Source organism: Streptomyces sp. NPDC059008, assembly GCF_042749045.1.
In the GTDB taxonomy this organism is placed as follows: domain Bacteria; phylum Actinomycetota; class Actinomycetes; order Streptomycetales; family Streptomycetaceae; genus Streptomyces.
The window spans coordinates 1-26,407 of the sequence record NZ_JBHYJC010000025.1; the positions used below are offsets into that span (position 1 = coordinate 1).

Below are 26,407 nucleotides of genomic sequence, written 5' to 3' on the forward strand. Positions count from 1 at the left end.
CCCCGGCCCCGGCCCCCTCCAGAGGGGAGCGGCCGGGGCCCTGGTGTGCGGGGAGGGGTGTGTGCGTACCGGCCCCGCGGTCGGTGTGGGGCGGGTCAGCCGCCCGAGTTGCGGCCGCGCCCGGACGTCGGGCTCAGCGGCGTGGTGCGCGGGACGCGGTCCGCGTGCGGCGGTCGCCGGCTGCCGCCCGCAGGAGTGACCGGGGTGCGCTCCGAGCGGATGGTGTACGGGCGCGACGGGTGGTGCGGCCAGTTCTCCGGGGCGTGGCCGGCGGAGCGGCCGCCGGTGCCGGCGCCGATCGTCTCGCGTACGAGCACCTCGCCGTCGGGGGCGATGCGCTGGCGGGAGACCCCCGGGGCCAGCGAACCGGCCGGCAGCGGGCCGCGCAGCGAATCGGGGCGCAACCGCAGCCACAGCCGCAGCAGGATGCCCATGAGGCGGTCCTCCACCCAGGTGATGCCGGGCTCCAGCCAGGGCATCGCCAGCAGCACCAGCAGCCCCGCGGCCCAGCCCAGCAGCACATCGCTGACCCAGTGCGTACCGAGGTAGACGGTCGTCATGCCGACGCCCAGCGCGCCCAGCGCGGCGATCACCGACAGCGTGCGGCGGCGCAGCGGGGTGGTCGCCAGATAGGCGAGCACGCCCCAGGTGACCACGGCGTTCGCGGTGTGGCCCGAGGGGAATATGTCGCCGCCCAGCCACATCTCGTTGGCGCCGACGGTCGTCGCGTAGTGCGGGCCGAGCCGGCTCATGCCGAGCTTGGCGGCGCCCACGGTGATGTTCAGCAGCAGCAGCGAGGCGCCGAGCACCAGCAGGGGGTGGAGGTTGCGCTGGCGCCAGCAGCGCCAGCCGAGCCAGGCCGCCACCGCCACCGCGGTCGGGCCGCGCTGGCCCAGCACCACGAAGTAGTCGAGGAAGGCATGGATCTCCGGCCACTGCTTGTACGGCCGGAAGAACATGACTTGCCAGTCGAAGGCGACCAGCCATGAAGTGGTCAGCACTCCGACCACGATCGCCGCGTACACCGCCAGCGTGCCGCCGAACAGCCATTGGCGGGTCCGGGTCATCTGCGGTGGCCGGGCGCGATCGGTCGGGCGCTCCTCCATCTGGTCGAGCTTCTCATCGGTACGCACTCAATCGACGTTACCGCGTGTGATGTAGCTGCTTGGTCAAACTGTGCGCTTTGTAATGACGATGTGATGTGGAATGCGTCTCAAACGAGGCTTCGCCTCGGGGATTTGGATGAGAATTCACAGCGATTCTCAATCCCTTCCGGACACTCTCGTGTCGGCGCGCTCAGCGCCTTATCTGCTTTTCTCCCGCGGAGTTTATCCGCCATTTGCCCGGGCGCTGTGTGATGTTTCCCCCGGGGCGCGGGCCACGGAGTGGGATCTTCCGGTCGGCGTGACCGGAAGATGATCACGGGGGTCCCGATCCGTTCAGCCAGAACGCCCCGTAGACCGCCGAGCCCGCGGCCACCAGCCCGATGAGCAGCCGGCGCGGTGCCGGGCGCCAGTTCGCGAGCGACGCCGCCAGCGGGAGCAGCAGTGGATAGGCCGGCATCATCAGCCGCGGCTTGGAGCCGAAGTAGCCCTTGGCGGTCAGCGCGAGCAGCAGTACCAGCCCGCCGTAGACCGCCAGCGGCAGCGGCTGGCCCCGTCGTACACCGCGCACATACAGCCAGACCACCAGGCCGAGGCCGGCGAGCAGTGCGAGGCCGGCCGCGAAGGCGGGGCCCGACAGCAGGTCCGCCACGAAGGCGCCGAACGCGGCACCGCCGTCGAAGCCGTTGCCCCAGCCGCCCTGGACGTCCAGATAGCCGGTGGGCGAGCCCTGACGCACGCCCACCCACAGGAAGTAGCCGCACCAGCCGAGGGGTGCCAGCAGCACGCCCGTCAGCATTCCCCGGTGCCGGCGCAGCGCCGTGCGCAGCCGCATGCCGCCGGCCCGCTCCTGCCGCAGGGTGACCACCGCGGTGATCCACACGGCCGCCACCACCGCCGCACCCACCGGCCGGGTCAGCCCGGCCAGCGACGCCAGGACCCCCGCGCTCGCCCAGCGCCCGGTCAGCACGCAGTACAGGCTCCAGGCGGCGAGCGCGGTGAACAGCGACTCGGAGTACGCCATCGACTGCACGATGCCGACGGGCAGCGCGGCCCACAGCGCAGCCAGCGCGATGCCGGCCCGCGGTCCGTACAGCCGCTCACCGGTCGCGTACAGCGCCCAGGCCGCGCCCAGGGACGCCAGCCAGGTCACCGCCATCCCGGCGTCGGCCGGCGACAGCGGCGAGATCGCCGACAGGCCCCGCTCCAGCCACGGCAGCAGCGGGAAGAACGCCAGGTTGGAGTGGACGTCGCCGCTGGGCAACTGGACGGCGTAGCCGTAGCCCTGCTCGGCGACGCGGGTGTACCAGAGGGAGTCCCAGCGGGCGGTCAGCAGGGTGTGCCAGTCCTTGCCGTCGGCGGCCGACCAGAGGGCGAGCGCGGCCAGGCCGAGCAGCCGGATCGCCGCGTAGGCGGCCAGCGCGGGCGCGGCGCGGCGCAGCGCGGCCCGTACGGCGGGGCCCTCGCGCAGTATCCGGCCGGGAACCCCGACCGAGGCAAGGTCGTTCATCCGGACGATTATCCAGGTGGCCGAAGAACGTCCACCGACCGCGGGTGGGGGAACGGACGGCGCTGCGATGAGCGTCTCATCGTGAGGTGAGCCACGCGGCACCTTCGGCGACTCGCGTAGTCTGACGTCTCAACTCGCCCGTGCCGCCGGTTCCACCGGGGCGTTTTTCGCGCCCTGATCCGTGGCCGCGAGAGCATGACTGGAGGTGCTATGTCCGGGACGACCGCGTCCGGCAGTGGACGGACGGCTGGTGTTCCCCGGCTTTCAGGCGGCGGTGTGAACCGCTGGACCGTGCTGATCGTGCTGTGTGTCAGCCTGCTCTTCGTCGCACTGGACACCACGATCCTCTACGTCGCCGTGCCCTCCGTCACCGAGGACCTGCGACCGGGACCGGTCGAGCTGCTCTGGATCGTGGATGTCTATCCGCTGATCGCGGCCTCGCTGCTGATCCTCTTCGGCACCCTCGGTGATCGCGTCGGCCGCCGTCGCGTCCTCCTGCTCGGCTACGGCCTCTTCGGTCTGGCCTCCGCCGCCGCGGCGCTCGCGCCCAACCCGCAGATCCTCATGGTGGCCCGCGCCCTGCTCGGCATCGGCGGCGCGATGATCATGCCCGCGACGCTGTCGATCCTGCGGCAGGTCTTCCCCGACCGGCGCGAGCGCGCGGTCGCCATCGGCGTCTGGAGCGCGGTGGCCGCGGTCGGCGCGGCCGTCGGCCCGGTCCTGGGCGGCTTCCTCGTCGAGAACTTCTGGTGGGGCTCGGTCTTCCTCATCAACATCCCGATGATGGCCGCGATGCTGCTGATAGGCCGGTGGCTGCTGCCGGAGTCGCGCGGTGAGCGCAACGGCCCCTGGGACGTGATCGGCGCGGTCGTCGCGGCGCTCGGCGTGCTGGGCATCGTCCTCGGCGTCAAGCGGATCGGCAGCGGTATGGCCGTGGTGGGCCCGACCACGCTGCTGCCCATCGTCCTCGGCGCCGGGCTGCTGATCCTCTTCGTACGGCGCCAGCGCCGGCGGGCGCACCCGCTGATCGACATGCGGCTGTTCGCCCGGCCCGCGTTCGGCACCTCCGTCGGCTGCATCGTGTTGGCCATGCTGGCGCTGGTGGGCCTGCAGCTGATCGCCGTCCAGTACCTCCAGCTGGTGCTCGGCCTCAGCCCCCTGGAGACCGGGCTGCGGATGCTGCCGCTGGTCTTCGCGGCGATGGCCGCCGGCCTCACCGGCTCGAAGATGCTGCAGGCCCTCGGCCCGCGTGCGATGGTCTCGCTCGGCTTCGTGCTGACCGCCGTCGCCGTGCTGTGTCTGACCGCGATGAGCAGCCAGGACCGCCCCTGGCTGCTGGCCTGCGGCTTCGTCCTGCTCGGCTTCGGCTTCCAGTCCACGCTGTTCGGGGCGTACGAATCGATGCTCAGTGAGGCCCCCGCGGAGCAGTCCGGCGGCGCCGCCGCCATCGGTGAGACCTCCTACCAGCTCGGCGCCGGCATCGGTGTCGCCCTGCTCGGCAGCGTGATGAACGCCGCCTACGCCCCGGGCCTGGCGGATGTCGACGGCGTCCCCGGCAAGGCCTCCGCCTCGGCCGCGCACTCCCTGGGCGAGGCCTACAAGGTGGCCGCGGGCCTGGACGGAGCCGCCCGGGAGGCGCTGCGCGAGGCCGCCCGCGACTCCTTCGTCCGCGGGCTGCACGTCACCCTCGTCGCCAGCGCGCTGCTGCTGCTGGTCGGCGCCGCGATCGCGCTGCGGCTGCCGCGCCGGGCCGCGGAGTCCACGGAGCGGGCGGAGACCGAGGGCGAGACCGCGCAGGGCGAAGGCGTGGTGTCGGGCGCCGGCGAGCCCGCCCCGGCGAGGTCCGGCAGCTGAGCCGCACCGCGCGGCGGTGACCCTTGCCGCGCGGCACCCCGGGCCGTACCGTCGGACGCGCTATAACTACCACTGCTAGTTTTTCGCGCGAGCGCTGAACCCGCCGGAGGCCCGCCATGTCCGCACAGCCGTCCGCACAGTCCTCGACGGTCCCGCCGTTCGACCCCGGCGACCCCCTGGGCATCGACGACCTGCTCACCGACGAGGACCGTGCGGTCCGCGACACGGTCCGCCGATGGGCCGCCGACCGCGTCCTGCCGCATATCGCCCAGTGGTACGAGGCGGGCGAGCTGCCCGGTATCCGCGAACTGGCCCGCGAGCTCGGCTCGATCGGCGCGCTGGGCATGTCCCTGCAGGGCTACGGCTGCGCCGGCGCCTCCGCCGTCCAGTACGGACTGGCCTGTCTGGAGCTGGAGGCCGCCGACTCCGGTATCCGCTCGCTGGTCTCCGTCCAGGGCTCGCTCGCCATGTACGCCATCTGGCGCTTCGGCTCCGAGGAGCAGAAGCAGCAGTGGCTGCCCCGGATGGCGTCCGGCGAGGTGATCGGCTGCTTCGGCCTGACCGAACCGGACCACGGCTCCGACCCGGCGGGGATGCGCACGTACGCCAAGCGCGCGGGCACGGACTGGGTGCTCAACGGGCGCAAGATGTGGATCACCAACGGCTCGGTGGCCGGTGTCGCGGTCGTCTGGGCCGGGACCGACGAGGGCATCCGGGGCTTCCTGGTCCCGGCCGGCACCCCGGGCTTGGCCACCCCGGAGATCAAGCACAAGTGGTCCCTGCGCGCCTCGGTGACCAGCGAACTCGTCCTGGAAGACGTACGGCTGCCGGCCGATGCGGTGCTCCCCGAGGTCACCGGCCTGCGCGGCCCGCTCGGCTGCCTCAGCCACGCCCGCTACGGCATCGTGTGGGGCTCCATGGGCGCCGCGCGCGCCAGCTTCGAGGCGGCGCTGGACTACGCGAAGGTCCGGGAGCAGTTCGGCAGGCCGATCGGTGGCTTCCAGCTCACCCAGGCCAAGCTCGCCGACATGGCCGTCGAACTGCACAAGGGGATCCTGCTGGCCCACCATCTGGGGCTGCGGATGGACGCGGGGCGGCTGCGCCCCGAGCAGATCAGCTTCGGCAAGCTGAACAACGTGCGGGAGGCGATCGAGATCTGCCGCACGGCGCGCACGATCCTCGGCGCCAACGGCATCTCGCTGGAGTACCCCGTCATGCGGCACGCGACCAACCTCGAATCGGTGCTCACCTACGAGGGCACCGTCGAGATGCACCAGCTGGTGCTGGGCAAGGCGCTCACCGGCCTGGACGCCTTCCGGTGAGCGGCCCCGCCCGCTAACTCTGGTTGAAGAATCCGCCGTTGCGGTGGTCGTGGGTCTCTCCGCTGAGCACCTTGTAGTCGGCGGGGGTGAGCAGGAAGACCCGGGTGGCCACCCGCTCGATCGATCCGCGCAGGCCGAAGGTCAGGCCGGCCGCGAAGTCCACCACGCGCTTGGCGTCGGCGGGCTCCATGGACGTCAGATTGACGATCACCGGGACGCCGTCCCGGAAGAGCTCGCCGATGCCGCGGGCGTCCCGGAAGCTCTCCGGGGTGACCGTGGCGATGCGGGTCCCCTGGTCCTGGGCGGTCGCGTCGGCCACCCGGACCCGGGGGTCGGTCACCCAGGGGCTGCTGCCGCCCGAGTCACCGGCATGGGGTCCCTCGGCGTAGTCGTCGTCGTAGTAGCGCTCGTCATCACTGTCGTCGACGAGGCCAAGCCAGGCACTCGCCTTGCGCACCGATCCCATTGACGCCTCCTCTCACCCGCGGTGTCTGCGTGTCCGCCCCTATCGTCGTCCATGAGGCGGAGGGTGTGCCAAGTGGATAGCCGCCGCACGGGGGGTTCGTGACACATCTGGTGCAAAGAGGGTGGCGCGCCATCAGCTTCCGCGCCCCGTACGGGAACTGACAGTATGAAGAACATCACGGTCGGTACCCGATCGAGTGATGTCGAGTACTGTCGGCAATTGGCCGGTGCGCGAGGGGCGCACGGCTCACTTGATCTCCGGCGGGCTGATCTGCGACGTCGTGATCGCCGAGGCGCCGGTGCCCCACTTCTTCAGGATCCGGTCGTAGGTGCCGTCCTTGCGCAGCCGGTTGACCGCGGCCTGGAAGGCCGGCGCCAGTGGCGTGCCCTTCTTGAACGCGAAGCCCACGTCGAGTCGTTTGAACTCGTTGAGGAACCGCAGGTCCGGCTGCTGCCCGACGGCGTAGCGCAGCCCGTTGATGGTGCTCATCACCACATCGCTGCGACCCTGCCGCAGCGAGATCCACAGCGCGCCCTGCTCGGCGTAGGTCTTGACGTCGTACGGCCGTTCGCCGGCCTTGGCGCACTGCTGCTTGTTCTCCTCCAGCGTCGCCTCGAAGGTGGTGCCGGCGCCGGTGGCGACCGTCAGCCCGCACAGCTGCCGCAGCGAGGTGACCTTCTTCAGCGGGCTGTCCTTGCGGGCGGCGAAGCCCTGGCCGTCGTTGACGTAGGTGACGAAGTCGAGGGTCCGGCGGCGCTCGTCGGTGACGCCGAAGTTGCCGGTGCCCACGTCGTACTTGCCGCTGCCCAGGGCCGGCAGGATCGCCTCGAAGCTCGCCACCTCGCGGTCGATGCGCAGGCCGAGGACCTTGCCGACCGCGTCGGCGAAGTCGATGTCCTGACCGGCCGGCGTCTTGCCGTCGGACAGGTACGTGGCGCCGGGCGGGGTGCCGACGCTGGCGGCGAGGGACAGGCTGCCGCGCGCACGGACGTCCGCGGGCAGCAGCTTCGCCGCGGCCGCGTCCTTGCGGACCGCCGAGACCACGTCCGCGGTGGGGATCTCGGCGGCGGCGGGCCCGGCGGCCCCGGTGCCGCCCTGCGGTTCGCCCGAACCGCAGGCGGTGAGCGCCAGGACGGCGGCGGCCAGGAGGGCCGCGGCGCGCGGTGCGGTGGTGCGGGGCGGGGTGCTGGTCATGGGTGCGGGATCTCCAGGTGCTTGTCGAACGGCAGCGGGCCGATCGACTCCGGTGTGGGCGCGGCGGACGGCCAGGGCAGCGGATCGGGCAGTTCGTCGCGCAGCCGCGGCAGTACCTCGGCGGCGGTCAGCCGCAGCACCTCGGCCTTGCGCGCGAAGGGCAGCCCGGCGCTGTCCACGGAGAAGAACTGCAGCGCGTGCCCGTACGCCGCATGCTGCTCGCGGATCTTGTCGGCGATCCGCCCGGGGGAGCCGACCAGCGCCGGGCCGTGGTCGGCGGCGTCGTCCAGGGTGCGGAACGGGGTGTTGTTGCCCGGGACGTCACGGGCGGCGACGGCCGCTTGGTAGTACGGCGCGAACTCCCGGCGGGCGGTGCGGTCGTCGGCCGCGGCGTAGAGGGTGCCGCCCGCCGCGACCAGTGCCGCCGCGGGATCGTGCCCGTAGTCCGCCCAGCGTGCGCGGTAGTGGTCGATCAGCTTGGCGTAATCGGCCACCGGCTGGATGACGTTGGCGGTGAAGACCGGGTCGCCCCACAGGGCGGCCAGCTCCACCGAGCGTTCGCTGGTGGCGCTGCCGTGCCAGATGGTGGGCGGCTGCTGATAGGGGCGCGGCAGCGCGGTGGCGTCCCGGAGCGAGGGCCGAAAGCGGCCCGACCAGGTGACCTGTTCCTCGCTCCACAGCCGGCGCAGCAGTTCGTAGTTCTCCTCCTGCAGCGCGTACTGGTCGTCCGGGTCGCGGCCGAAGAGGTGCCAGGGCTCGGGGGCGTTGCCCTTGCCGATGGTCAGCTCCAGTCGGCCGCCGGAGAGCTGGTCGACGGTGGCGTAGTCCTCGGCGACCCGGACCGGGTCGAGGGTGGACAGGACGGTGACGGTGGTGAAGAGCCGGATGCGCCGTGTGCGGGCGGCGATCGCGCCCAGCACCGCGGGCGGGGAACTGGACAGGAACGGCGCACCGTGCCGCTCTCCGACACCGAAGGCGTCGAAGCCCGACTCCTCGGCGAGTACGGCGAGTTCGACGACCTCTTGGAGTCGGTCGTGCGGGGTGAGGAGATGTCCGGACAGCGCGTCCGGGACGTTGTCGATCAAAGTCATGACGCCGAAGCGCATACCGCGCCCTTCTATGGGAGGAGCGGAAACGGGGGTACTACGAGGGGAGGGGAGGGCAGCCGAACGGGCGGCGCGGAGTGCGTGTGAAGGCGCGCGGTTGACAGAAGAGGGAGAACCGCGAAACGGCCCGGCCTTGTCGGCGGCGGGCTGCAGGGCAGGGCGTCAGCTCAACAGGACGACGACCACACACGACCGAAGTCGATGTGGTCGCGGGTGACCAGCCGCTGCCATGCGTACATGCGACCAAGTGGAACAGGCATCCGTTTCCCCGTCAACCGCCGAGTGACCCATCGCTCACTGGACGGACGGCCTTGACAGCAGGGCGTGTTCACTCCATAGCATCAAGGGCCGGTCGTGCTGAGGGGCGCGATCCGTGCGGCCCGTGTGAAGGCGCTCAGAGCCTGTGCTCGCTCTCGGCACCCACGGAGCCTTCGCCATGTCCTTGGTAGACCCCGACACCCTCGGCGCCCCCGCCGCTTCCCCCACGTCCGCCAAAGCGACGCCCGACGACGCCCCGGACCCCGCCGTCCCGCGCATCGTCGCCCGCCGCCGCACCGGCCAGTGGGCGGCCGCCGCCGTCGTCCTCGCCCTGCTGGCGCTGGCCGCCACCTCGGTCGTGCGCAACGACGCCTTCCAGTGGGACGTGGTCGCCGACTACTTCCTGACCACCGCCGTACTGCGCGGCCTGGGACTGACGCTCTGGCTGACCGCGCTGGTCATGGTGCTGGGCTTCGCCCTGGGCACCCTGCTCGCGACCATGCGGCTGTCCACCAACCCCGTGCTGCGCGGCGTCAGTTGGGGGTACGTCTGGCTGTTCAGATCGATGCCGATCCTGGTGCAGCTGCTGTTCTGGTTCAACATCGGGGCGCTGTACCCGACGGTCCTCGGCGTCAAGACCGTCAACCTGCTCGGCCCGGTCACCGTCGCGATCGTCGGACTGACCCTGCATGAGGCCGCGTACGCCGCGGAGGTGGTCCGCGGCGGCATCCTCTCCGTCGACAAGGGGCAGCTGGAGGCCGCCCAGTCGCTGGGCCTGGGCGCCTGGCGACGGCTGCGCCGGATCGTGCTGCCGCAGGCGATGCGCGCCATCGTGCCGCCGGCCGGCAACATGCTGATCGGCACCCTCAAGGGCACCTCCGTCGTCAGCGTGATCGCCGTCCAGGACCTGCTCTACTCCGTCCAGTTGGTCTACCACCGCACTTACCAGGTCATCCCGCTGCTGCTGGTCGCCACCCTCTGGTACGTCGTGGTCACCTCCGCGCTCGGCGTCGGCCAGTACTTCGTCGAGCGGCACTACGCTCGCGGCACGGCCGGTGCCCGGTGAACGCCTCGCTCGTCATCGTCGGCGCCGGTCCGCGGGGGACCGGCGTCCTGGAGCGGCTCGCCGCCAACCTCCCCTCCCTGTACGGCGACCGGCCCCTGGACATCCACCTCGTCGACCCGTACCCGCCCGGCGCCGGCCGGGTCTGGCGCCGGGAACAGTCCCCGCTGCTGTGGATGAACTCCACGGCCGAGGACGTCACCATGTTCACCGACACCTCGGTGGAGCAGGAGGGCCCGGTCCGACCGGGTCCCACGCTCGCCCAGTGGGCCCGGACCGACGGGCGGACGTTCGTGAGCCGGCAGGACCAGGGCGGTTATCTGCGCTGGTTCTACGAGCAGTCGCTGGCCGCGCTGCCGCCGTCCGTCACCGTCCATGAACACCGGCACACGGCCCTGCGCGTCTCCGGCTCCCGCGACGGCCGCCAGCAGGTGTGGCTGGCCGGCCGCCCCACTCCGCTGCTCGCCGACCTCGTGGTGCTCACCCTGGGGCATCTGGAATCCGAACCCTCGCCGGAGCAGCGGGAGCTGAGCGACTTCGCGGCCCGCCACGGGCTGACGCACCTGCCGCCCGCGTTCACCGCCGACAGCGATCTGAGCGTCCTCAAGCCCGGCGAGCCGGTGCTCGTCCGCGGCTTCGGGCTGGCCTTCGTCGACCTCATGGTGCTGCTGACCGAGGGGCGCGGCGGCAGGTACACCACCGGCGCCGACGGGCGGCTGACCTACCGGCCCTCGGGGCGCGAACCCGTCCTGCACGTCGGGTCGCGGCGCGGGGTGCCCTACCACTCCAAGATCGGCTACCCGCCGGACGGGGAACGGCCGCCGCTGCCGCGTTTCTTCGGCCCCGAACAGGTCGACGAGCTGCTCGCCCGGCCCGGCCGGATCACCTTCCGCCGCGATGTCTGGCCGCTGATCGTCAAGGAGCTGGGCTTCGCCCACTACCACCGGCTGTTCACCGCCCACCCCGAGCGCACCCGGATGCACCGGCCGGACTTCGAGGAGAAGTACGACGCCGCCGACCCCGCCGGCGCCGCACTCCAGGCCCTGGTCACCGCCGCCGTCCCCGACCCCGCCGACCGCCTCGACCCGGCGGCCCTGGACCAGCCGCTGGCCGGGATCCGCTACCGCGACGGCGAGGCGCTGCAGGAGGGACTGCGCGGCTACATCGAGGCCGACCTCGCCCGCCGCCACGACCCGGCGCACAGCCCCGACCTGGCGGTCTCCCACGCGCTGCTGTCGGTCTACGGCCAGTTGGTCCGCCTCGGCGACCTCGGCCCCTGGTGGCACGGCTTCTTCAGCTATCTGGCGTCCGGTCCGCCCGGCCCGCGGCTGCGGCAGCTGCTCGCGCTCTCCCGGGCCGGTGTGGTCCGCTTCCTCGGCGCCGGCACCACCGTCACCGCCGACGAGCGGCGCGGGGTGTTCTCGGCCGGGAGCGCCAGTGTGCCGGGGGAGCGGGTCGAGGCCCGGGCGCTGGTGGAGGCCCGGCTGCCGGAGCCGACCGTCGAGCACACCCGCGACGCGCTGCTGCGCGGCCTGTACGTCGACGGCGCGGCCGCGACGCCCGCCGGTCTGCTGGCGGTGTCCGCCGCCGACGCGCGGATCCTGGACCGGGCCGGCCGCCCGCACCCGCGCCGCTTCGCCCTCGGCCCGCACACCGACGCCCGCTCCTCCGGGGCCTTCGCCCGCCCCGGTACCAACGCCCCCGCCTTCCGGCAGAACGACGCCGCCGCGCGGGCGCTGCTCACCTTCCTCCGCGACCGGGCCGGCGCGCCCGCTGCCGTCCCCGTCTCCGCCCCCACCCCCGAGGAGTCCCATGCCACCGGCCACTGACCCACCCGTCCGGCAGACCGCGATGGTCGAGGTCCGTTCGGTCCGCAAGCGCTTCGGTTCGCTCGACGTCCTCAAGGGGGTGGACCTCCAGGTCCGCACCGGCGAGGTCGCCGTCGTGCTCGGCCCGTCCGGCTCCGGCAAGTCCACCCTGCTGCGCACCATCAACCACCTGGAGAAGGTCGACAGCGGCTCGGTGCACGTCGACGGCGTGCTGGTCGGCTACCGGAGGGACACCAGGGATCCGGCCCGAAGGGTCTTCGGCAGGGGTGGCGGGGGGCGACGGGCGAGCAGGCTCTACGAGCTGCCCGAACGCGAGATCCTCAAGCAGCGCACGGAGATCGGCTTCGTCTTCCAGAACTTCCGTCTCTTCCCGCATCTGACCGTGCTGGAGAACCTCACCGAGGCCCCGGTCGCCGCGCTCGGCCGTCCCAAGAGGGACGCCGCCGAGGCCGCGCGGGCGCTGCTCGCCCGGGTCGGGCTCGCCGACAAGGCGGACGCCTACCCAAGGACGCTCTCCGGCGGCCAGCAGCAGCGCGTGGCGATCGCCCGTGCGCTCGCCCTGGAACCCAAGCTGCTGCTCTTCGACGAGCCGACCTCGGCGCTCGACCCGGAGCTGGTCGGCGAGGTCCTCGACGTCATCAAGGACCTGGCGCACCAGGGCACCACCATGATCGTCGTCACCCATGAGATCGGCTTCGCCCGTGAGGTCGCCGACACCGTCGTCTTCATGGACGACGGACGGATCGTCGAGCAGGGCCCGCCCGCCGAGGTCCTCGACCACCCGCGCCAGGAGCGCACCAAGTCCTTTCTCGCCAAGGTCCTTTGAGGATGAGGAGTACGTCGATGCAGCGCCGCCGCCCGAGAACCCCGCAGATCGACCCGCCCCGGCACCTGTGGTCGGCCGGCGCCCGGTGCGCTCGCCGGGCGCCCGGCGTATGGAAGGGTGAGCGGCCATGAGCACCCACGCACCCCAGGAGTGGCGGGACTGGCACGCCCGGCGCGTCGCCGCCGTCTCCGGCCCGTACGGCCCGCTCGCCCTGACCGGGGCGCACTGGCCGGCCGACCACCCCGACGGCCGGATCGAGGGCCTGCCGGGCATCTGGACCGAGCGGGGCGACGGGGTCGTGCTGCGGGCCGCGGCCGGGGACGGTCTCACCGTCGACGGCGAGCCGGCGGACGGTGAGTTCCACCTCGGCCCGGACGACGACCCCACCGCCACCCGGGTGGCGGTGGGCGAGCGGCATCTGCTGGTGCTGCGGCGCGAGGACCGGTGGGCGGTGCGCGACTACGATCCGGACGCGGCCGCCCGCCGCGCCTTCGCCGGGATCGAGGTCTACGCGTACGACGAGCGCTGGGTGCGGCCGGGCCTGTTCCGCCCGTACGCGCAGGGCCGCACGGTCCGGGTCCCGCACGCCGACGGACAGCGGCGCGGCCTCGGACTCGCCGGTGAACTCGCCTTCACCGTGGCAGGGGACGAGCACACCCTGCAGGTCGCGGTCGAGAGCGACGGCTCTTTGTGGGCGGTGCTCGCCGACGACACCAGCGGCACCGACAGCTACCGCTTCCGCTTTCTGCGGCCGCCCGCCCCCGCCGAGGACGGCACCGTCACCGTCGACTTCAACCGCACCCTGCTGCCGCCGTGCGCGTTCGCCGACCACTTCCTGTGCCCCTTCCCGCCGCCCGGCAACACCCTGCCGCTCGCGCTGCGCGCGGGGGAGCGGAACCGAATCGTCCACTGATTCGTCCCATCGCCCGACCGAGGGGGTCAGCACCGCCCCGGCAGCCGTCAACGAGGCTGCCGGGGCGGAGTGTTGGGGGCGGCGGGCGGCGGGGTGCCGGGGCGAAACATTCGTGTCGCCCTCTTGCGCGGCGGGGGCGGGGCACCCGAAACTCCGCTCAGCGCTTGTCAGGGGCACGCCGAAACGAACGTGCGGATTCCCGCGTGCCCTTCGACTGCGCCTCACCGGGCCGCTCACCCGCGGCCCCCCGATCCCCCTCGGAGGAATCAGTGAGGAACGAGCGCACCACCCCCCGCAGCGGCGTAGCGAGACGCACCCGGCTGATCGCCGTGGCGTCCGGACTGGTGGCCGTCGGAGCCATCGCCGTCCCGACCGCCAACGCCCAGAACCCCGCCCTCGCCAAGACGTTCAGCGCCGCCCAGCTCACGGCCGCCGGCAACGCGGTACGCGCCGCGGACGTCGCCGGCACCGCCTGGCGGGTCGACAGCGCGACCCGCACCCTGGTCGTGACCGCCGACCGCACCGTCTCCCAGGCCGAGATCGCCAAGATCGAGCGGGCCGCGGGCGGCAACGCCGCGGCGGTCCGCATCGACCGCATCGCGGGCACCTTCCGCAAGTTCGTCTCCGGCGGCGACGCCATCTACGCCCCCAGCTGGCGCTGCTCGCTGGGCTTCAACGTCCGCAGCGGCAGCACCTACTACCTGCTGACGGCCGGTCACTGCACCGACGGCAATCCGCCGTGGTACACCAACTCCTCGCACACCACGAGCATCGGCCCGACCGCGGGATCCAGCTTCCCGGGCAACGACTACGGCATCGTGAAGTACACCAACACCTCCGTGGCCCACCCCGGGACGGTCGGCAGCCAGGACATCACCAGTGCCGGCACCCCGAGCGTCGGCCAGACGGTCACCCGCCGCGGCTCGACCACCGGCACCCACAGCGGCAGGGTCACCGCGCTGAACGCCACCGTCAACTACGGCGGCGGCGACATCGTCTCCGGACTCATCCAGACCACCGTCTGCGCCGAACCCGGCGACAGCGGCGGCCCCCTCTACTCCGGGACCAAGGCGCTCGGCCTCACCTCCGGCGGCAGCGGCGACTGCACGTCCGGCGGCACCACCTTCTTCCAGCCCGTCACCGAGGCGCTCAGCGCGTACGGCGTGAGCGTCTACTGACGCCGACCGGCTGATATCCGTTCCTGCGCACCGCCGCGATCCCCAGGCCTGGGTCCGGTGGTGCCGGGCCCCCGTCCGCATTGGGGTCTCCCCTGCTCGAGCGAAGTCGAGAGCTTGGGGAAGGACGGGGGCCCGACCGCGTCCGCCGCGCGCCTCGACCCCCCTCCGGGCCGGGCATACCATGGAAAGCAAGCCCGAATCGGACGGCATACGGCACACATCAGGGAGCCGTGATGGTCGAAGAACTGGTGACGGCGGGGGTGGGGCTGGTGTGCGCCGGCGCGGTGTACTTCATCGCTGCGGCACGCGTGGTCAAGCAGTACGAACGCGGGGTGGTGCTCCGGCTGGGGCGGCTGGCGTCCGCAGTGCGGGAGCCGGGCTTCACCATGATCGTTCCGGGCATCGACCGGATGCGTAAGGTCAACATGCAGATCGTCACGATGCCGGTGCCCGCCCAGGAGGGCATCACCCGCGACAACGTCACGGTCCGGGTCGACGCGGTGGTCTACTTCAAGGTCGTGGACGCCGCCGACGCGGTCGTCCGGGTCGAGGACTACCGCTTCGCGGTCTCCCAGATGGCCCAGACCTCGCTGCGGTCGATCATCGGCAAGAGCGAACTGGACGATCTGCTGTCGAACCGCGAGAAGCTCAACCAGGGGCTGGAGCTGATGATGGACAGCCCGGCCATCGGCTGGGGAGTCACCGTCGACCGGGTGGAGATCAAGGACGTCTCGCTGCCGGAGACGATGAAGCGCTCGATGGCCCGCCAGGCGGAGGCGACCCGGGACCGGCGCGCCCGGGTGATCAACGCCGACGCCGAGCTGCAGGCCTCCAGGAAGCTGGCCGAGGCCGCCGCGGCGATGTCCGACCAGCCGGCCGCGCTGCAACTGCGGCTGCTGCAGACCGTGGTGGCGGTCGCCGCCGAGAAGAACTCCACCCTGGTCCTGCCCTTCCCCGTGGAGCTGCTGCGGTTCCTGGAGCGCTCCGGGCTGCAGGCCCAGGCGCAGACCGCACAGGCCGAGGCGGCGGCCGGACGGGAGAGCGCGCGGCAGCCGGCCGCCGGAACCGCCCCGAAGGAGCCGCGCCCGCCCGCCGAGGAGCCGCGCCCGACCGCCGTGGGCGGCCTCGACGCCGAGGCCGACCGTGCGCTCTCGGCGCGGCTGGAGGAGCTCCCGGAGGCGGAGGAGCTGCCGTGAACCCCGGCGCGCGCCCGTAGGCCCGCTCCCGTCGAACGGGCGGCGCCCAGGCCCCCTCTCCTCGTCGGAGGGGGCTCTTTTCCGGCCAGACGCGGTCCTCACACTTCGCACACCGCCGCGATCCCCGCATGCACGCTGATGTCCGCACTCAGGATCGGAGTGCGCACATATCGGTGTGGTGACGATGTGATGAAAACGTGAACTCCCGGATGTGAGACCGGAACTCGGTCTTGTGCACGAGTGAGGCGGGTGGGAATACTCGGCTCCGCACGTTGGCATGGACGCGACTCCCCCGAGGCGCTGCTCCGCGGGGCGGATCCATCCGTGTCCCGAACCTCACTCTCCGGGCCCGTGCCACTCCCCACAGTCCGGGCCCATCCCCCCACGGGAGGCTCTGAGTTGAAGCATCGACGCATACCCAACCGGCGCGCCGTAGTGGCGGCCGCGGGAGCGCTCGCGCTCGCCGCCACCGCCACCGTCACCCTGGCCAACGCCCACGCGGCCCCCGCCCCCACGGTGGCCAAGCTGAGCTCCGCCGCGGCGACCACCCTGGCGTCCCAGCTCAAGACCGGCACGGCCGGGGCGTTCTACGACGCCAAGGCCGAGAAGCTGGTGGTCAACGTCGTCAGCCAGGCGGCGGCCGAGACCGTACGGGCCAAGGGCGCGGAGGCCAGACTCGTCAAGCACACGCTGGCCCAGCTCGACTCGGCCCGGCAGACGCTGAAGTCCAAGGCGACCATCCCCGGGACCTCCTGGGGCATCGACCCGCGGAGCAACAAGGTCGTGGTGACCGCCGACCGCACGGTCAAGGGCGCCGAGCTGGACCGCCTCGCCCAGGTCGCCGAGTCCCTCGGCGACAAGGTCGAACTCCGCCGCAGCAAGGGCGAGTTCACCCCCTTCATCGGCGGTGGCGACGCGATCTGGGGCAGCGGCGCCCGCTGCTCGCTCGGCTTCAACGTCGTCAAGGACGGCCAGCCCTACTTCCTGACGGCCGGCCACTGCGGCAACGCCGTCCAGAGCTGGTCGGACAAGCAGGGCGGCCCGGAGATCGCGACCACCGAGAAGTCCAGCTTCCCCGGTGACGACTACTCCATCGCCAAGTACACGGGTGACACCCCGCACCCCAGCGAGGTCGACCTCTACAACGGCAGCACGCAGAAGATCACCAAGGCCGCGGAGGCCACCGTCGGCGAGAAGGTGCAGCGCAGCGGCAGCACCACCCAGGTGCACGACGGCACGGTCAAGGCGCTGAACGCCACCGTCAACTACCAGGAGGGCACCGTCGAGGGCCTGATCCAGACCGACGTCTGCGCCGAGCCCGGTGACAGCGGCGGCGCGCTCTTCGACGGCGAGTCCGCGCTCGGCCTCACCTCCGGCGGCAGCGGCGACTGCTCCGGTGGCGGCGAGACCTTCTTCCAGCCGGTGCCGGAGGCCCTGGAGGCCTACGGCGCGCAGATCGGCTGACAGGTTCGGCCCGCCGTGCCCACGGCATGGCAGCGGCCCCCGGACACCGTTCGGTGTCCGGGGGCCGGCGCCCTCCCCGGGCATCGCCGCCCGATGCCCGGGGCCTGGGCCGCATCGGTCAGAACACGAAGACCGAGCCACTTCCGGCGTTCATCGCGCAGGAGTTGGCGAAGGTGTAGGTGTACGACACTCGCTTGCCCTGCCACACGCCGTCCGCGGTGACCACTATCGGTGCCCACTCCTTGGTACACACCCGCCCCGACGTGGTGTTGGTCACCGCGCCGAAGTCGCCGGCCACCGCGCGCAGTTGGGTGCAGGCGGCCTTCGGGGCCGGGTGGCTGCCGGTCGCCACCGGCGTACAGCTGAGCGTCACCGCGCGCTGCACCGTGGCGGTCGCGCGGCTTTCGCCCTGACCGACGGTCAGCACCAGTTCGGACGGCGCGTAGAGCCCACCGGACCGCGCGGGCTGCGCCGGGGCGGCGACGGCCTGTGCGGTGGTGGCCAGCGTGCCCAGAACCAGCGCCGCGCCGAACGCGACCGCCCCAGTGATGTACCGCATGAAGAACACTCCCTTGTGCTCGTAGGTGCAGATGCCGGACCGGAGTCTGGCCCAACCGCGCACCGAAAAGCACCCTGATCGTGCATCAGGCGATCGCTTTGAGTCGTTGAATGAAAGCTGAGGGTAATGGCGCGAAACGAGTCGGAGGTGGACGAAGGGGGGCGGGTTGACCGGTGTGCGGCCAGCGAGGATGCCCCGCCCGTCATGCTCGTGGCATGAGCCGTTCGCGGCCGGAAGGTAGGAATCCGGCCGCCGACCGGTCGTTCGGGAGGGTTTCGATCTCCTCCGATTGGCCGAAGAGGAGGGCCGGAGGCGGCCTCCGGGCAGCCCGGCGCGCCGGCCGGGGTAAGAGGCGCCCCGCTGGGGGCCGGCTTACCCCTCCGGCCGGTGCCGTCTCACCCGTCCCCGATCCGGCATCGGCTCGCTCCCGATCCGGCATCTGCTCGCTCCCGATCCGGGTCGGCTCGCCCGTCCGGTCGGCGCCGTCTCACCCGTCCCCGCCTCAGGCCTGCCCGGTCTCGAAGCGGCTCACCTTGCCGTCCGCCACCGTGAACGACCAGCGCGTACGCATCGCCCCCCAGGTGTCGTTGCGGTAGTTCGCCACCAGGGACCGCCCGCCGTCCGACTCCGACTCCACGTCCATGTGTCCGCGCGACCCGAAGATCTCCCGGTCGGACCACTGCCGCAGATCCCGGTCGGAGCCGTCGTCGGACATTGTCGCGTCGGGCGTGAGTGCGGCGAAGAACGCCTGCTCGTCGTTGCTGTTGATGGCGGTGACCAGGGCGCGCACCGCGGGGTCGGACAGCTGGTCGGCGGGGATGGTCATGGCGGGGCTCCTTGGTCCTGGGCGGGGTGTACGGGCCTTTGTCCGGGCTTGCGGAAGACGGAGAGGATCAGGGTGAGCGCGGTGCCGGCCACCGCCCAGGCGGAGAGCACCAGCAGGGGGCAGGTCACCGCCTCGCCGCGGAAGTAGGCGAGCGAACGCGCCGTCCAGGTGCCCGCGCCCGGTGGGAGGGCGGGGCCGATGGCCCGCCAGAACGGGGGCAGCAGGGGGTAGGGGTAGGCGCCGCCCGCGCTCGGGTTGCCGAGGATGACGATCAGCAGGATCGCCAGGCCGATGCCGACGATGCCCAGCAGGGCCTGGCAGGCCAGGGTCGTGGCGCCGACCGCGAAGACGACCAGTGCGCCCAGGCCCCACAGCCCGACGAAGGTGCCGGGCAGTGCGCCCAGGACGGGCCCGACGACGATCGTGCCGGCCAGCCCGGCGGCGATCGCGTACACGGCCAGCGCGGCCAGCCGGATGACCGCCCGGTGCCCGTTGGAGGGGCGCGCCCCGGCGCTGATCGCGAGGATCGCGGCGCACAGATAGCCGCCGACGCACCAGCCGACGACGAGGTAGAAGGACGACAGGCTGCGGGCATCGTCCCGGTCGGCGGGGGCCACGTCCACCGTGCGTACGGTGCGCCGCTCGGCCTTCTCGGCCGCGCGGACGACCATTTCGACCGCCTGGGAGAGGGAGGCGCCGCCGCCGCTCGCCACCAGGAGCCGGTCGGTGCTGCCGCGCGGGTCGACGATCAGCGCGCCGTCGATCGTCCGGTCCTCGATCTGGTGCCGCGCCGCGCGTTCGGACGCCGCCGTGCGCGGGTCCAGCGGCGAGCCGGGCAGGCGGTCCAGTTTGCGCACCAGCTGTCCGGCGGCGGGCGGGGGAGCGACCACGGCGAACGGCACGTCGACCGGCTTGGGCCGGTGGAAGGCTCCGGCGTAGGACGCGATGAACGCGATCATCAGGCCCAGGACGCCGAGCACCAGCAGCGAGGCGTGCGGTGTCACCGCGCTCTTCACCTCCCCGAGGAAGGTGGTGCGGGTGCCGTCCTCCGTCGTGGGCATGCGTCGCTCCTCGCCACACCTGTGCCGCCGTTATGAGGCTTTTGCTCCTACATCTTCTGGTTGGCGGCGAGGGCGTGCAGAGCGGATGGGGCTGATCGGCGGACGACGGAAGGCGGCCCCGGCGTGGCGTTCGTACGAATGTTCGATGTCCGGGTTATGGTGGAGAGGAGGAACGAGGGACACAGGGTCGGCCAGGGGGCGGATGAGGTGCAGGAGGTGTGGATGCCCGGGTTCACGCATCTGCACACCGCTTCGGGGTTCTCCCTGCGCTACGGCGCCTCCCATCCGGAGCGGCTCGCCGAGCGCGCCGCCGAGCGCGGTATGGACGCCCTCGCGCTGACCGACCGGGACGGGCTCTCCGGCGCCGTACGCTTCGCCAAGGCCGCCGCCGAGGCCGGCATCCGCCCGCTGTTCGGCAGCGAACTCGCCGTGGCGGAGCGCGCACCGGACCCAGCGGCCGGCGCGGCCACCGCACGACGGCGCACCCCGGTGCGCGGCGGCGCCTTCCTCGACGAGTCCGCCGCCCGCGCCGTCTTCCTGGCCCGCGACGGAGCGGCCGGCTGGGCCGCCCTGTGCCGGCTGATCTCGGCCGCCCACGCGGGCCGGGCCGAGCAGCCCGTCCTCCCCTGGAGCGCCCTGGAGTCCGCCCCGGCCGGACTGACCGTGCTGCTGGGACCGGACTCCGAGGTCGGCCGGGCGCTGGCCGCCGGCCGCCCGGACCGCGCCGCCCGGCTCCTCACCCCCTGGCGGGAGCTGTACGGCCAGGCGCTGCGCCTGGAGGTCGTCGACCACGGCCGGTCCGGCGGCGGTCCCGGCTCCTCGCGGCTGGCCGCCCGCACCCTGGGCTTCGCCGTCGACCAGGGCGTGCGCGCCGTGCTGACCAACGCGGTCCGCTACGCCGACCCCGGCCAGGGCCCGGTGGCCGACGTCCTGGACTCCGCCCGCCGCCTGGTGCCGGTGGACCCGCGCCGCCCCGAGGCCCTCGACGGCGGCGAGCGCTGGCTCAAGGACACCGCCGCGATGAGCCGTGTCGCCGAGCGGATCGCCGAGGCGGCCGGCTTCCGGCGCGGCCTGGCGCACCGCCTGCTCGCCATGACCGAGCAGACCGCGGGCGAGTGCCTGGTGGACCCGCAGGACGACATCGGGCTCGGCCGGATCCACTTCCCCGAGCCCCGGCTGGTCGGCGCGGAGCACCGCACCGCCGCCCGGGTGCTGCGCTCGCGCTGCGCCGCCGGCATGGTGCTGCACGGCTACGACCGCGACCGCGGGCGCTGGGCGCGGCTGGACGACGAACTGCGCACGATCGAACGGCTCGGCTACCCCTCGTACTTCCTGACGGTCGCTCGGGTCGTGGACGACATACGGGAGCGGGGCATCCGGGTCGCGGCCCGCGGGTCCGGCGCCGGATCCCTGGTCAACCACCTCCTGGGCATCGCGCACGCCGACCCGGTCGCGCACGGGCTGCTGATGGAGCGCTTCTTGTCCGAACGGCGGGCGGCGCTGCCGGACATCGACATCGACGTGGAGTCCGCCCGCCGGCTGGAGGTCTACCGCGCGATCTTCGACCGCTTCGGCGCGGAGCGGGTCGCGACGGTCTCGATGCCCGAGACCTACCGCGTACGGCACGCCGTACGGGACGTGGGCGCCGCCCTGGGCATGGACCCGGCGCGGGTGGACCGGCTCGCCAAGGCCTTCCCGCACATCCGCGCCCGCGACGCCCGGGCGGCGCTGGCCGAGCTGCCGGAGCTGCGCGGGGTGCGGGAGGCCGGCACCGAACGGCTGTGGCGGCTGGTCGAGGCGCTGGACGCGCTGCCGCGCGGGATCGCCATGCACCCGTGCGGGGTGCTGCTCTCCGACGCCACGCTGCTGGACCGCACCCCCGTCGTGCCCACCAGCGGCGAAGGCTTTGCGATGTCGCAGTTCGACAAGGACGACGTGGAGGAGATGGGGCTGCTCAAGCTCGATGTGCTGGGCGTGCGGATGCAGTCCGCGATGGCGCACGCGGTCACCGAGATCGGCCGGGCCACGGGGCGCCGGCTCGACCTCGACGACCCCGCGCAGGTGCCGCCCGGCGACCCGGCCACCTACGACCTGATCCGCTCGACCGAGACCCTCGGCTGCTTCCAGATCGAGTCGCCGGGCCAGCGCGACCTGATCGGACGGCTGCAGCCGGCCACCTTCCACGACCTGGTCGTCGACATCTCCCTGTTCCGCCCGGGGCCGGTCGCCGCCGACATGGTGCGGCCCTTCGTCGAGGCCCGGCACGGCCGCAGGCCCGTCCGCTATCCGCACCCCGACCTGGAGGAACCGCTGCGCGAGACCTACGGGGTGGTGGTCTTCCACGAGCAGATCATCGAGGTGCTGCGGATCATGACGGGCTGCGCGCGGGACGAGGCGGACGAGAAGCGGCGCGCGCTGTCGGATCCGGAGCTGCGGGGCCGGGTGAGCGCCTGGTTCGCCCGGTGCGCCGAGCGGCGCGGGTACGCCCCCGAGGTGATCGCCCGCACCTGGGAGATCGTCGAGGCCTTCGGTTCGTACGGCTTCTGCAAGGCGCATGCGGTGGCCTTCGCGGTGCCCACCTACCAGTCCGCCTGGCTCAAGGCGCACCACCCCGCGGCCTTCTACGCCGGGCTGCTCACCCATGACCCGGGGATGTATCCCAAGCGGCTGCTGCTGGCGGACGCGCGGCGGCGCGGGGTGCCGGTGCTGCCGTTGGACGTGAACCGGTCGGCGGTCGCCCATCGGATCGAACTGGTGTCCGACGGGGAGGGTTCCCGCGGTGTCTGGGGGCTGCGGCTCGCCCTCGGTGACGTCCACGGCATGAGCGAGGCCGAGGCGCAGCGGATCGCGGCCGGGCAGCCCTACCGCTCCCTGCAGGACCTGTGGCAGCGGGCCCGGCCGTCCCGCCCGGTGGCCGAACGCCTCGCCAGGGTGGGCGCGTTGGACGCCTTCGGCGCCAACCGCCGCGATCTGCTGCTGTACGTCGCCGAGCTGCACCATCACGGACGGCAGGCGTCCGGCGGCCAGCTGACGCTGGGCATGGGGCAGGAGGCGGGGGCCGCTCCGGGCGGGGCCGGGAGCGTGGGGGAGGCCGATCCGGTCCGGCCGGTGGGGCTGCCCGACCTCGACGACGTCGAACGGCTCAGCGCCGAGCTGGGCGTCCTCGGGATGGACGCCTCCCGCCATCTGATGGCCGACCACCAGGAGTTCCTCGCGGAGCTGGGCGCGCTGCCGGCCCGGCTGCTGCAAAGCGCCGGGCACGGCGAGACGGTGCTGGTGGCCGGCGCCAAGGCGGCCACCCAGACACCGCCGATCCGCTCCGGCCGCCGGGTCATCTTCACCACCCTCGACGACAGCACGGGGCTGGTCGACTGCGCCTTCTTCGAGGACAGCCACGAGGCCTGCGCGCACACCGTCTTCCACTCCTGGCTGCTGCTGGTGCGGGGGACGGTCCAGCGGCGCGGGCCGCGCAGCCTCAGCGTGGTCGGCGCGGCCGCCTGGAACCTCGCCGAGCTGGCCGAACTCCGCCGCGAGGGCGGCCTGGAGGCGGTCGCCGCCCGGCTCGCCGAGGGGCCGGACCGTACCCCGGGCCCCGTCCGGGAGCAGGCGCCGCCGGCGGCCGGGCCGGACGAGGAGCCCGACGCGGAATCCGGCAAGGAGACCGAGGCGGCCGGCGCCCCGGGCCGCACCATCCGGCTGGAGACCGGCTATGAGCTGCACCCCTGGGCCGACCTCCAGCCCCCGGGTGAACGCGCCGCCACCGGCCGCAAGTTGTGGCACTCCAGCCCAGGGAGCGCGGGATGAGCGCCCCCGGTCTGTCGCCCTCCGGCGCCGCGCGGCCGCCGGGCATGCTCCATGTACGGTTCGTCGCTGCCGGCGACGCCCCCGTCGGCGCCGCGGAGTTCGAGCGGCTGCTGGCACTGCTGGCGCAGTTCACGCCGATGATCGAGGCACTGCCGCCGGACGCCGCGCTGGCGGACGTCCGCGGCGCGCTGCGCTACTTCGACCGGGACGCGGCGGGTATCGCCGAGCTGATCCGGCTGCGCGCGCTGGCCTGGCACGGTGTGCGCTGCACGATCGGGATCGCGGCCAACCCGCTGCTCGCCCGGATGGCGGCCCAGGGGGCGGTGCCCGGGCAGATCCGGGTCGTCCCCGACGACGCCGCGGCCGTCACGGCCTTCCTCGACCGCCGGCCGGCGTCGGCGCTGCTCGGCGTCGGCCCGGCGACGGCGCGCGCCCTGTCCGCGTACGGGCTCGACAGCGTCGGCCGGATCGCCGCCGCACCGCCCGCGACCCTGCAGCGGATCCTCGGCGCGAAGACCGGCCGGATGGTGTACGAACGGGCCCGCGGCATCGACCCGACACCGGTCGTGCCCAATGCCGCGGCCCGCTCGATGGGCGCCGAACACCGCTTCGCCCACGACGAGCTGGATCCGGCCAGGCGCCGCCGAGCGCTGCTCTCGCTCGCCGACGGCCTCGGGGCCCGGATGCGCGCGAGCGGGCAGGTGGCCCGCGCGCTCACCCTCACCGTCCGCTACGCCGACCGCTCCACGACGACCCGCACCCGGCGGCTGGACGAGCCGACCGCTCACGGGCCCGCGCTGACCGCGGCGGCCTACGCGCTGCACGCCGCGCTCGGGCTGCAGCGGGCCCGGGTGCGGTCCGTGGCACTGCGCGCCGAGGACCTCTGCCGCGCCGAACTCGCCGCTCACCAGCTGACCTTCGACCCGTCCGACGACAAGGCGCACCGCATCGAGGCGGCCGTCGACCGGGCCCGGGCGCGCTTCGGCACCGAGGTCGTACGTCCCGCGGCCACTCTTGGTGGAGCCGGCCGCCGGCCTCAGTCGTAGAGCCGCTCCGCATACCGCGGGCCGTAGTGCTCCATCAGCTCCTCCAGGGATCTGTCCTGGTCCTCGAGGCTCCTGACGATCCGGGCCCGCGAGGGCAGCGCGTCCGGCTGCCAGGTCTCCGGCTTCCACAGCTGCGAGCGCAGCAGGGCCTTGGAGCAGTGGTAGAAGACCTCCTCCACCTCCACCAGCACCGCCAGCCGCGGCCGGTGGCCCTTGACCGTCAGCGCGTCGAAGAACGGGGCGTCACGCAGCAGCCGGGCGCGGCCGTTGATGCGCAGGGTGTCACCGCGCCCCGGAAGGAGGTAGTTCAGCCCGACCCGGGGATTGGCCAGGATGTTCAAGAAGCCGTCCGCGCGCTTGTTGCCGGGGCGGTCCGGGATCACCAGGGTGGTGTCGTCCAGGACATGGGTGAAGCCCGCGGGGTCGCCCTTGGGGGAGACGTCGCACCAGCCCCGCGCGTCCGCGGTGGCCATCATGCAGAACGGCGAGCGCGCCAGCCACTCGCGGTCGAGGTCGTGCAGCCGATGGCGGGTCTTGTTGGCGGCGTGGGGCGTGGGCTCGCCGAGCAGCTCGCGCAGCTCCTGCTCCGACGAGACCTCCTCGATCCCGGTCGGATCCGCCGTCCGTGCGGTCTCCATGTGCGCATCCCCCGTTCACTCTTCGGCCAAGGCATCACCGACTGTAGGTGACGGGACGGACAGTCGCGCCGCCGCGGCGCAGGAGTGAGGTGCGGGACACGGGGCGCACGGCGACCCGCTGCCGGGTGATCTGGACATATGGTGAAGATTGCGTGTCCTTTCCTTCACCGTCACACCGCTGGTACACCCTGCTTACTCGGCCGTAACTTACTTGCCAGTCAACTGCGTTGGCCCTTGCGATCCGGATCGCAGGTGAACGGCTCACGGAGCACTTCGGAGTCCCCTCACCCCGCAAGGAGCATCGTATGAAGCTGCGCTGGTCACGAACGCTCACCCTCCTCCCCGCCCTCGCCCTGGCCCTCGGCGTCACCACCGCCCCGGCCGCCGCCGCCCCCACGGTGAGCAGCGGCTGGAACAACTACTCCTGCAAGCCCTCCGCCGCCCACCCCCGGCCGGTGATCCTGGTACACGGCACGTTCGGCAACTCCGTCGACAACTGGCTCGGCCTCGCGCCCTACTTGGTGGCCCGCGGCTACTGCGTCTTCTCCCTGGACTACGGTCAGCTGCCCGGCGTCCCGCTCTTCCACGGCCTGGGCCCGGTGGAGGCCTCCGCCGGGCAGCTCGCCTCGTACGTCGACCGGGTGCTGGCCGCCACCGGGGCGAGCAAGACCGATCTGGTCGGCCACTCGCAGGGCGGCATGATGCCCCGGGTGTACCTGAAGTTCCACGGCGGCGCGAAGAAGGTGAACGCGCTGGTCGGACTGGCTCCCGACAACCACGGCACCGACCTGGACGGTCTGACCCGGCTGCTGGACCTGTTCCCCGGCGCCAAGGACCACCTGGAAGGGCTGACCCCCGGTCTGACCGACCAGATCGTCGGCTCCGACGTCCTCAACCGCCTCAACGAGGGCGGCGACACCGTCCCCGGGGTGCACTACACCGTGATCGCGACGAAGTACGACGAGGTCGTCACGCCCTACCGGAGCGGCTTCCTCGACGGCCCCGACGTGCGCAACGTCCTGCTCCAGGACCTGTGTCCGGCCGATATCTCCGAGCATCTGGCCATCGGGCTCGCCGATCGCCTCGCCTTCCACGAGACGGCCAACGCCCTCGACCCGGCGCACGCCACCCCGACCACCTGCCTCTCCGGCTGACCGGAGCCGGCCCGGCCTGCCACCCGCGGGCCGGGCC

Annotated in this window: 21 protein-coding genes; 12 read left to right on the top strand and 9 right to left on the bottom strand. The window is 72.8% G+C overall.

The features are described 5' to 3' along the window. Window positions 1-95: 95 nt before the first annotated feature. Both ACFWZH_RS25920 and ACFWZH_RS25925 read right to left on the bottom strand, forming a co-directional pair. Window positions 96-1,133 (bottom strand): phosphatase PAP2 family protein, encoded by a 1,038-nt coding sequence (locus ACFWZH_RS25920; RefSeq protein WP_384435792.1) that lies wholly within the window; start codon window positions 1,131-1,133, stop codon window positions 96-98. A gap of 286 nt (window positions 1,134-1,419) precedes the next feature. Next, window positions 1,420-2,613: a hypothetical protein gene (locus ACFWZH_RS25925; protein WP_384435795.1), complete on the bottom strand. Its 1,194-nt coding sequence runs from the start codon at window positions 2,611-2,613 to the stop codon at window positions 1,420-1,422. Window positions 2,614-2,823: 210 nt separating this feature from the next. Between ACFWZH_RS25925 and ACFWZH_RS25930 the strand changes: the two genes are divergently transcribed. Continuing rightward, window positions 2,824-4,467 carry an MFS transporter gene (locus ACFWZH_RS25930; protein ID WP_384435798.1) on the top strand — a complete coding sequence of 548 codons (1,644 nt, stop codon included), beginning with the start codon at window positions 2,824-2,826 and terminating at the stop codon, window positions 4,465-4,467. A 116-nt stretch (window positions 4,468-4,583) separates the two neighbouring features. Then, entirely contained in the window at window positions 4,584-5,789 is a 1,206-nt protein-coding gene (locus ACFWZH_RS25935; protein ID WP_384435801.1) for an acyl-CoA dehydrogenase family protein, read from the top strand. Between the two features lie 13 nt (window positions 5,790-5,802). Here the strand turns inward: ACFWZH_RS25935 and ACFWZH_RS25940 are convergent, their stop codons facing one another. From ACFWZH_RS25940 to ACFWZH_RS25950, 3 genes are all read right to left on the bottom strand, one after another. Further along, window positions 5,803-6,255, bottom strand: coding sequence for a cell division protein SepF (locus ACFWZH_RS25940; protein WP_384435803.1), 453 nt, complete (start codon window positions 6,253-6,255; stop codon window positions 5,803-5,805). A 246-nt stretch (window positions 6,256-6,501) separates the two neighbouring features. Beyond that, window positions 6,502-7,449, bottom strand: a complete 948-nt coding sequence (locus ACFWZH_RS25945) for an ABC transporter substrate-binding protein (RefSeq protein ID WP_384435806.1) — start codon at window positions 7,447-7,449, stop codon at window positions 6,502-6,504. Next, window positions 7,446-8,555: an LLM class flavin-dependent oxidoreductase gene (locus ACFWZH_RS25950; protein ID WP_384435808.1), complete on the bottom strand. Its 1,110-nt coding sequence runs from the start codon at window positions 8,553-8,555 to the stop codon at window positions 7,446-7,448. The genes ACFWZH_RS25945 and ACFWZH_RS25950 overlap by 4 nt, the downstream gene beginning before the upstream one ends. A gap of 436 nt (window positions 8,556-8,991) precedes the next feature. On the opposite strand from ACFWZH_RS25950, the gene ACFWZH_RS25955 reads away from it, so the two are divergent. The 7 genes from ACFWZH_RS25955 (at window position 8,992) to ACFWZH_RS25985 (ending at window position 17,282) form a co-directional block, all read left to right on the top strand. Further along, window positions 8,992-9,879 (top strand): amino acid ABC transporter permease, encoded by an 888-nt coding sequence (locus tag ACFWZH_RS25955; RefSeq protein ID WP_384435811.1) that lies wholly within the window; start codon window positions 8,992-8,994, stop codon window positions 9,877-9,879. Beyond that, window positions 9,876-11,705 (top strand): FAD/NAD(P)-binding protein, encoded by a 1,830-nt coding sequence (locus tag ACFWZH_RS25960; RefSeq protein ID WP_384435814.1) that lies wholly within the window; start codon window positions 9,876-9,878, stop codon window positions 11,703-11,705. The genes ACFWZH_RS25955 and ACFWZH_RS25960 overlap by 4 nt, the downstream gene beginning before the upstream one ends. Then, window positions 11,689-12,531, top strand: coding sequence for an amino acid ABC transporter ATP-binding protein (locus ACFWZH_RS25965; protein ID WP_384435817.1), 843 nt, complete (start codon window positions 11,689-11,691; stop codon window positions 12,529-12,531). Before ACFWZH_RS25960 ends, ACFWZH_RS25965 begins: the two co-directional genes overlap by 17 nt. A gap of 127 nt (window positions 12,532-12,658) precedes the next feature. Further along, the gene (locus tag ACFWZH_RS25970; protein ID WP_384435820.1) at window positions 12,659-13,444 is read left to right on the top strand and encodes a DUF1684 domain-containing protein; all 786 of its coding nucleotides are present in this window, start codon (window positions 12,659-12,661) and stop codon (window positions 13,442-13,444) included. A gap of 269 nt (window positions 13,445-13,713) precedes the next feature. Continuing rightward, window positions 13,714-14,622 carry a S1 family peptidase gene (locus tag ACFWZH_RS25975; protein WP_384435823.1) on the top strand — a complete coding sequence of 303 codons (909 nt, stop codon included), beginning with the start codon at window positions 13,714-13,716 and terminating at the stop codon, window positions 14,620-14,622. Window positions 14,623-14,855: 233 nt separating this feature from the next. Then, on the top strand, window positions 14,856-15,818 hold the full coding sequence (locus tag ACFWZH_RS25980; protein ID WP_384435826.1) for a slipin family protein: 963 nt from the start codon (window positions 14,856-14,858) through the stop codon (window positions 15,816-15,818). Window positions 15,819-16,217: 399 nt separating this feature from the next. Continuing rightward, window positions 16,218-17,282 (top strand): S1 family peptidase, encoded by a 1,065-nt coding sequence (locus ACFWZH_RS25985; protein WP_384435829.1) that lies wholly within the window; start codon window positions 16,218-16,220, stop codon window positions 17,280-17,282. Between the two features lie 118 nt (window positions 17,283-17,400). On the opposite strand, the gene ACFWZH_RS25990 is transcribed toward ACFWZH_RS25985, so the two are convergent. From ACFWZH_RS25990 to ACFWZH_RS26000, 3 genes are all read right to left on the bottom strand, one after another. Continuing rightward, the gene (locus tag ACFWZH_RS25990) at window positions 17,401-17,841 is read right to left on the bottom strand and encodes a subtilase-type protease inhibitor (RefSeq protein ID WP_384435831.1); all 441 of its coding nucleotides are present in this window, start codon (window positions 17,839-17,841) and stop codon (window positions 17,401-17,403) included. A gap of 502 nt (window positions 17,842-18,343) precedes the next feature. Beyond that, window positions 18,344-18,667, bottom strand: coding sequence for a nuclear transport factor 2 family protein (locus ACFWZH_RS25995; RefSeq protein ID WP_384435834.1), 324 nt, complete (start codon window positions 18,665-18,667; stop codon window positions 18,344-18,346). Beyond that, a complete protein-coding gene (locus tag ACFWZH_RS26000; protein ID WP_384435837.1) occupies window positions 18,664-19,728 on the bottom strand; it encodes a DUF3533 domain-containing protein in 1,065 nt (354 codons plus the stop codon). Before ACFWZH_RS26000 ends, ACFWZH_RS25995 begins: the two co-directional genes overlap by 4 nt. A 222-nt stretch (window positions 19,729-19,950) precedes the next feature. Here ACFWZH_RS26000 and ACFWZH_RS26005 point away from each other — a divergent pair, with 222 nt between their 5' ends. Next, the gene (locus tag ACFWZH_RS26005) at window positions 19,951-23,532 is read left to right on the top strand and encodes a DNA polymerase III subunit alpha (RefSeq protein ID WP_384435840.1); all 3,582 of its coding nucleotides are present in this window, start codon (window positions 19,951-19,953) and stop codon (window positions 23,530-23,532) included. After that, on the top strand, window positions 23,529-24,578 hold the full coding sequence (locus ACFWZH_RS26010; RefSeq protein ID WP_384435843.1) for a helix-hairpin-helix domain-containing protein: 1,050 nt from the start codon (window positions 23,529-23,531) through the stop codon (window positions 24,576-24,578). The genes ACFWZH_RS26005 and ACFWZH_RS26010 overlap by 4 nt, the downstream gene beginning before the upstream one ends. On the opposite strand, the gene ACFWZH_RS26015 is transcribed toward ACFWZH_RS26010, so the two are convergent. After that, window positions 24,569-25,216 (bottom strand): pyridoxamine 5'-phosphate oxidase family protein, encoded by a 648-nt coding sequence (locus ACFWZH_RS26015; RefSeq protein ID WP_384435846.1) that lies wholly within the window; start codon window positions 25,214-25,216, stop codon window positions 24,569-24,571. The genes ACFWZH_RS26010 and ACFWZH_RS26015 overlap by 10 nt on opposite strands. A 305-nt stretch (window positions 25,217-25,521) precedes the next feature. Between ACFWZH_RS26015 and ACFWZH_RS26020 the strand changes: the two genes are divergently transcribed. Then, window positions 25,522-26,370 carry an esterase/lipase family protein gene (locus ACFWZH_RS26020; protein WP_384435848.1) on the top strand — a complete coding sequence of 283 codons (849 nt, stop codon included), beginning with the start codon at window positions 25,522-25,524 and terminating at the stop codon, window positions 26,368-26,370. The last annotated feature ends 37 nt before the right edge of the window (window positions 26,371-26,407 follow it).

Bases quoted from the DNA above. Each gene is read 5' to 3' on its own strand.
- ACFWZH_RS25930 (WP_384435798.1), top strand. From the start codon at position 2,824: ATGTCCGGGACGACCGCGTCCGGCAGTGGACGGACGGCTGGTGTTCCC.
- ACFWZH_RS25995 (WP_384435834.1), bottom strand. From the start codon at position 18,667: ATGACCATCCCCGCCGACCAGCTGTCCGACCCCGCGGTGCGCGCCCTG.
- ACFWZH_RS26005 (WP_384435840.1), top strand. From the start codon at position 19,951: ATGCCCGGGTTCACGCATCTGCACACCGCTTCGGGGTTCTCCCTGCGC.
- ACFWZH_RS25965 (WP_384435817.1), top strand. From the start codon at position 11,689: ATGCCACCGGCCACTGACCCACCCGTCCGGCAGACCGCGATGGTCGAG.
- ACFWZH_RS26010 (WP_384435843.1), top strand. From the start codon at position 23,529: ATGAGCGCCCCCGGTCTGTCGCCCTCCGGCGCCGCGCGGCCGCCGGGC.
- ACFWZH_RS25955 (WP_384435811.1), top strand. From the start codon at position 8,992: ATGTCCTTGGTAGACCCCGACACCCTCGGCGCCCCCGCCGCTTCCCCC.
- ACFWZH_RS25935 (WP_384435801.1), top strand. From the start codon at position 4,584: ATGTCCGCACAGCCGTCCGCACAGTCCTCGACGGTCCCGCCGTTCGAC.
- ACFWZH_RS26000 (WP_384435837.1), bottom strand. From the start codon at position 19,728: ATGCCCACGACGGAGGACGGCACCCGCACCACCTTCCTCGGGGAGGTG.
- ACFWZH_RS25940 (WP_384435803.1), bottom strand. From the start codon at position 6,255: ATGGGATCGGTGCGCAAGGCGAGTGCCTGGCTTGGCCTCGTCGACGAC.
- ACFWZH_RS25925 (WP_384435795.1), bottom strand. From the start codon at position 2,613: ATGAACGACCTTGCCTCGGTCGGGGTTCCCGGCCGGATACTGCGCGAG.
- ACFWZH_RS26020 (WP_384435848.1), top strand. From the start codon at position 25,522: ATGAAGCTGCGCTGGTCACGAACGCTCACCCTCCTCCCCGCCCTCGCC.
- ACFWZH_RS25950 (WP_384435808.1), bottom strand. From the start codon at position 8,555: ATGCGCTTCGGCGTCATGACTTTGATCGACAACGTCCCGGACGCGCTG.
- ACFWZH_RS25945 (WP_384435806.1), bottom strand. From the start codon at position 7,449: ATGACCAGCACCCCGCCCCGCACCACCGCACCGCGCGCCGCGGCCCTC.
- ACFWZH_RS26015 (WP_384435846.1), bottom strand. From the start codon at position 25,216: ATGGAGACCGCACGGACGGCGGATCCGACCGGGATCGAGGAGGTCTCG.
- ACFWZH_RS25980 (WP_384435826.1), top strand. From the start codon at position 14,856: ATGGTCGAAGAACTGGTGACGGCGGGGGTGGGGCTGGTGTGCGCCGGC.
- ACFWZH_RS25990 (WP_384435831.1), bottom strand. From the start codon at position 17,841: ATGCGGTACATCACTGGGGCGGTCGCGTTCGGCGCGGCGCTGGTTCTG.
- ACFWZH_RS25970 (WP_384435820.1), top strand. From the start codon at position 12,659: ATGAGCACCCACGCACCCCAGGAGTGGCGGGACTGGCACGCCCGGCGC.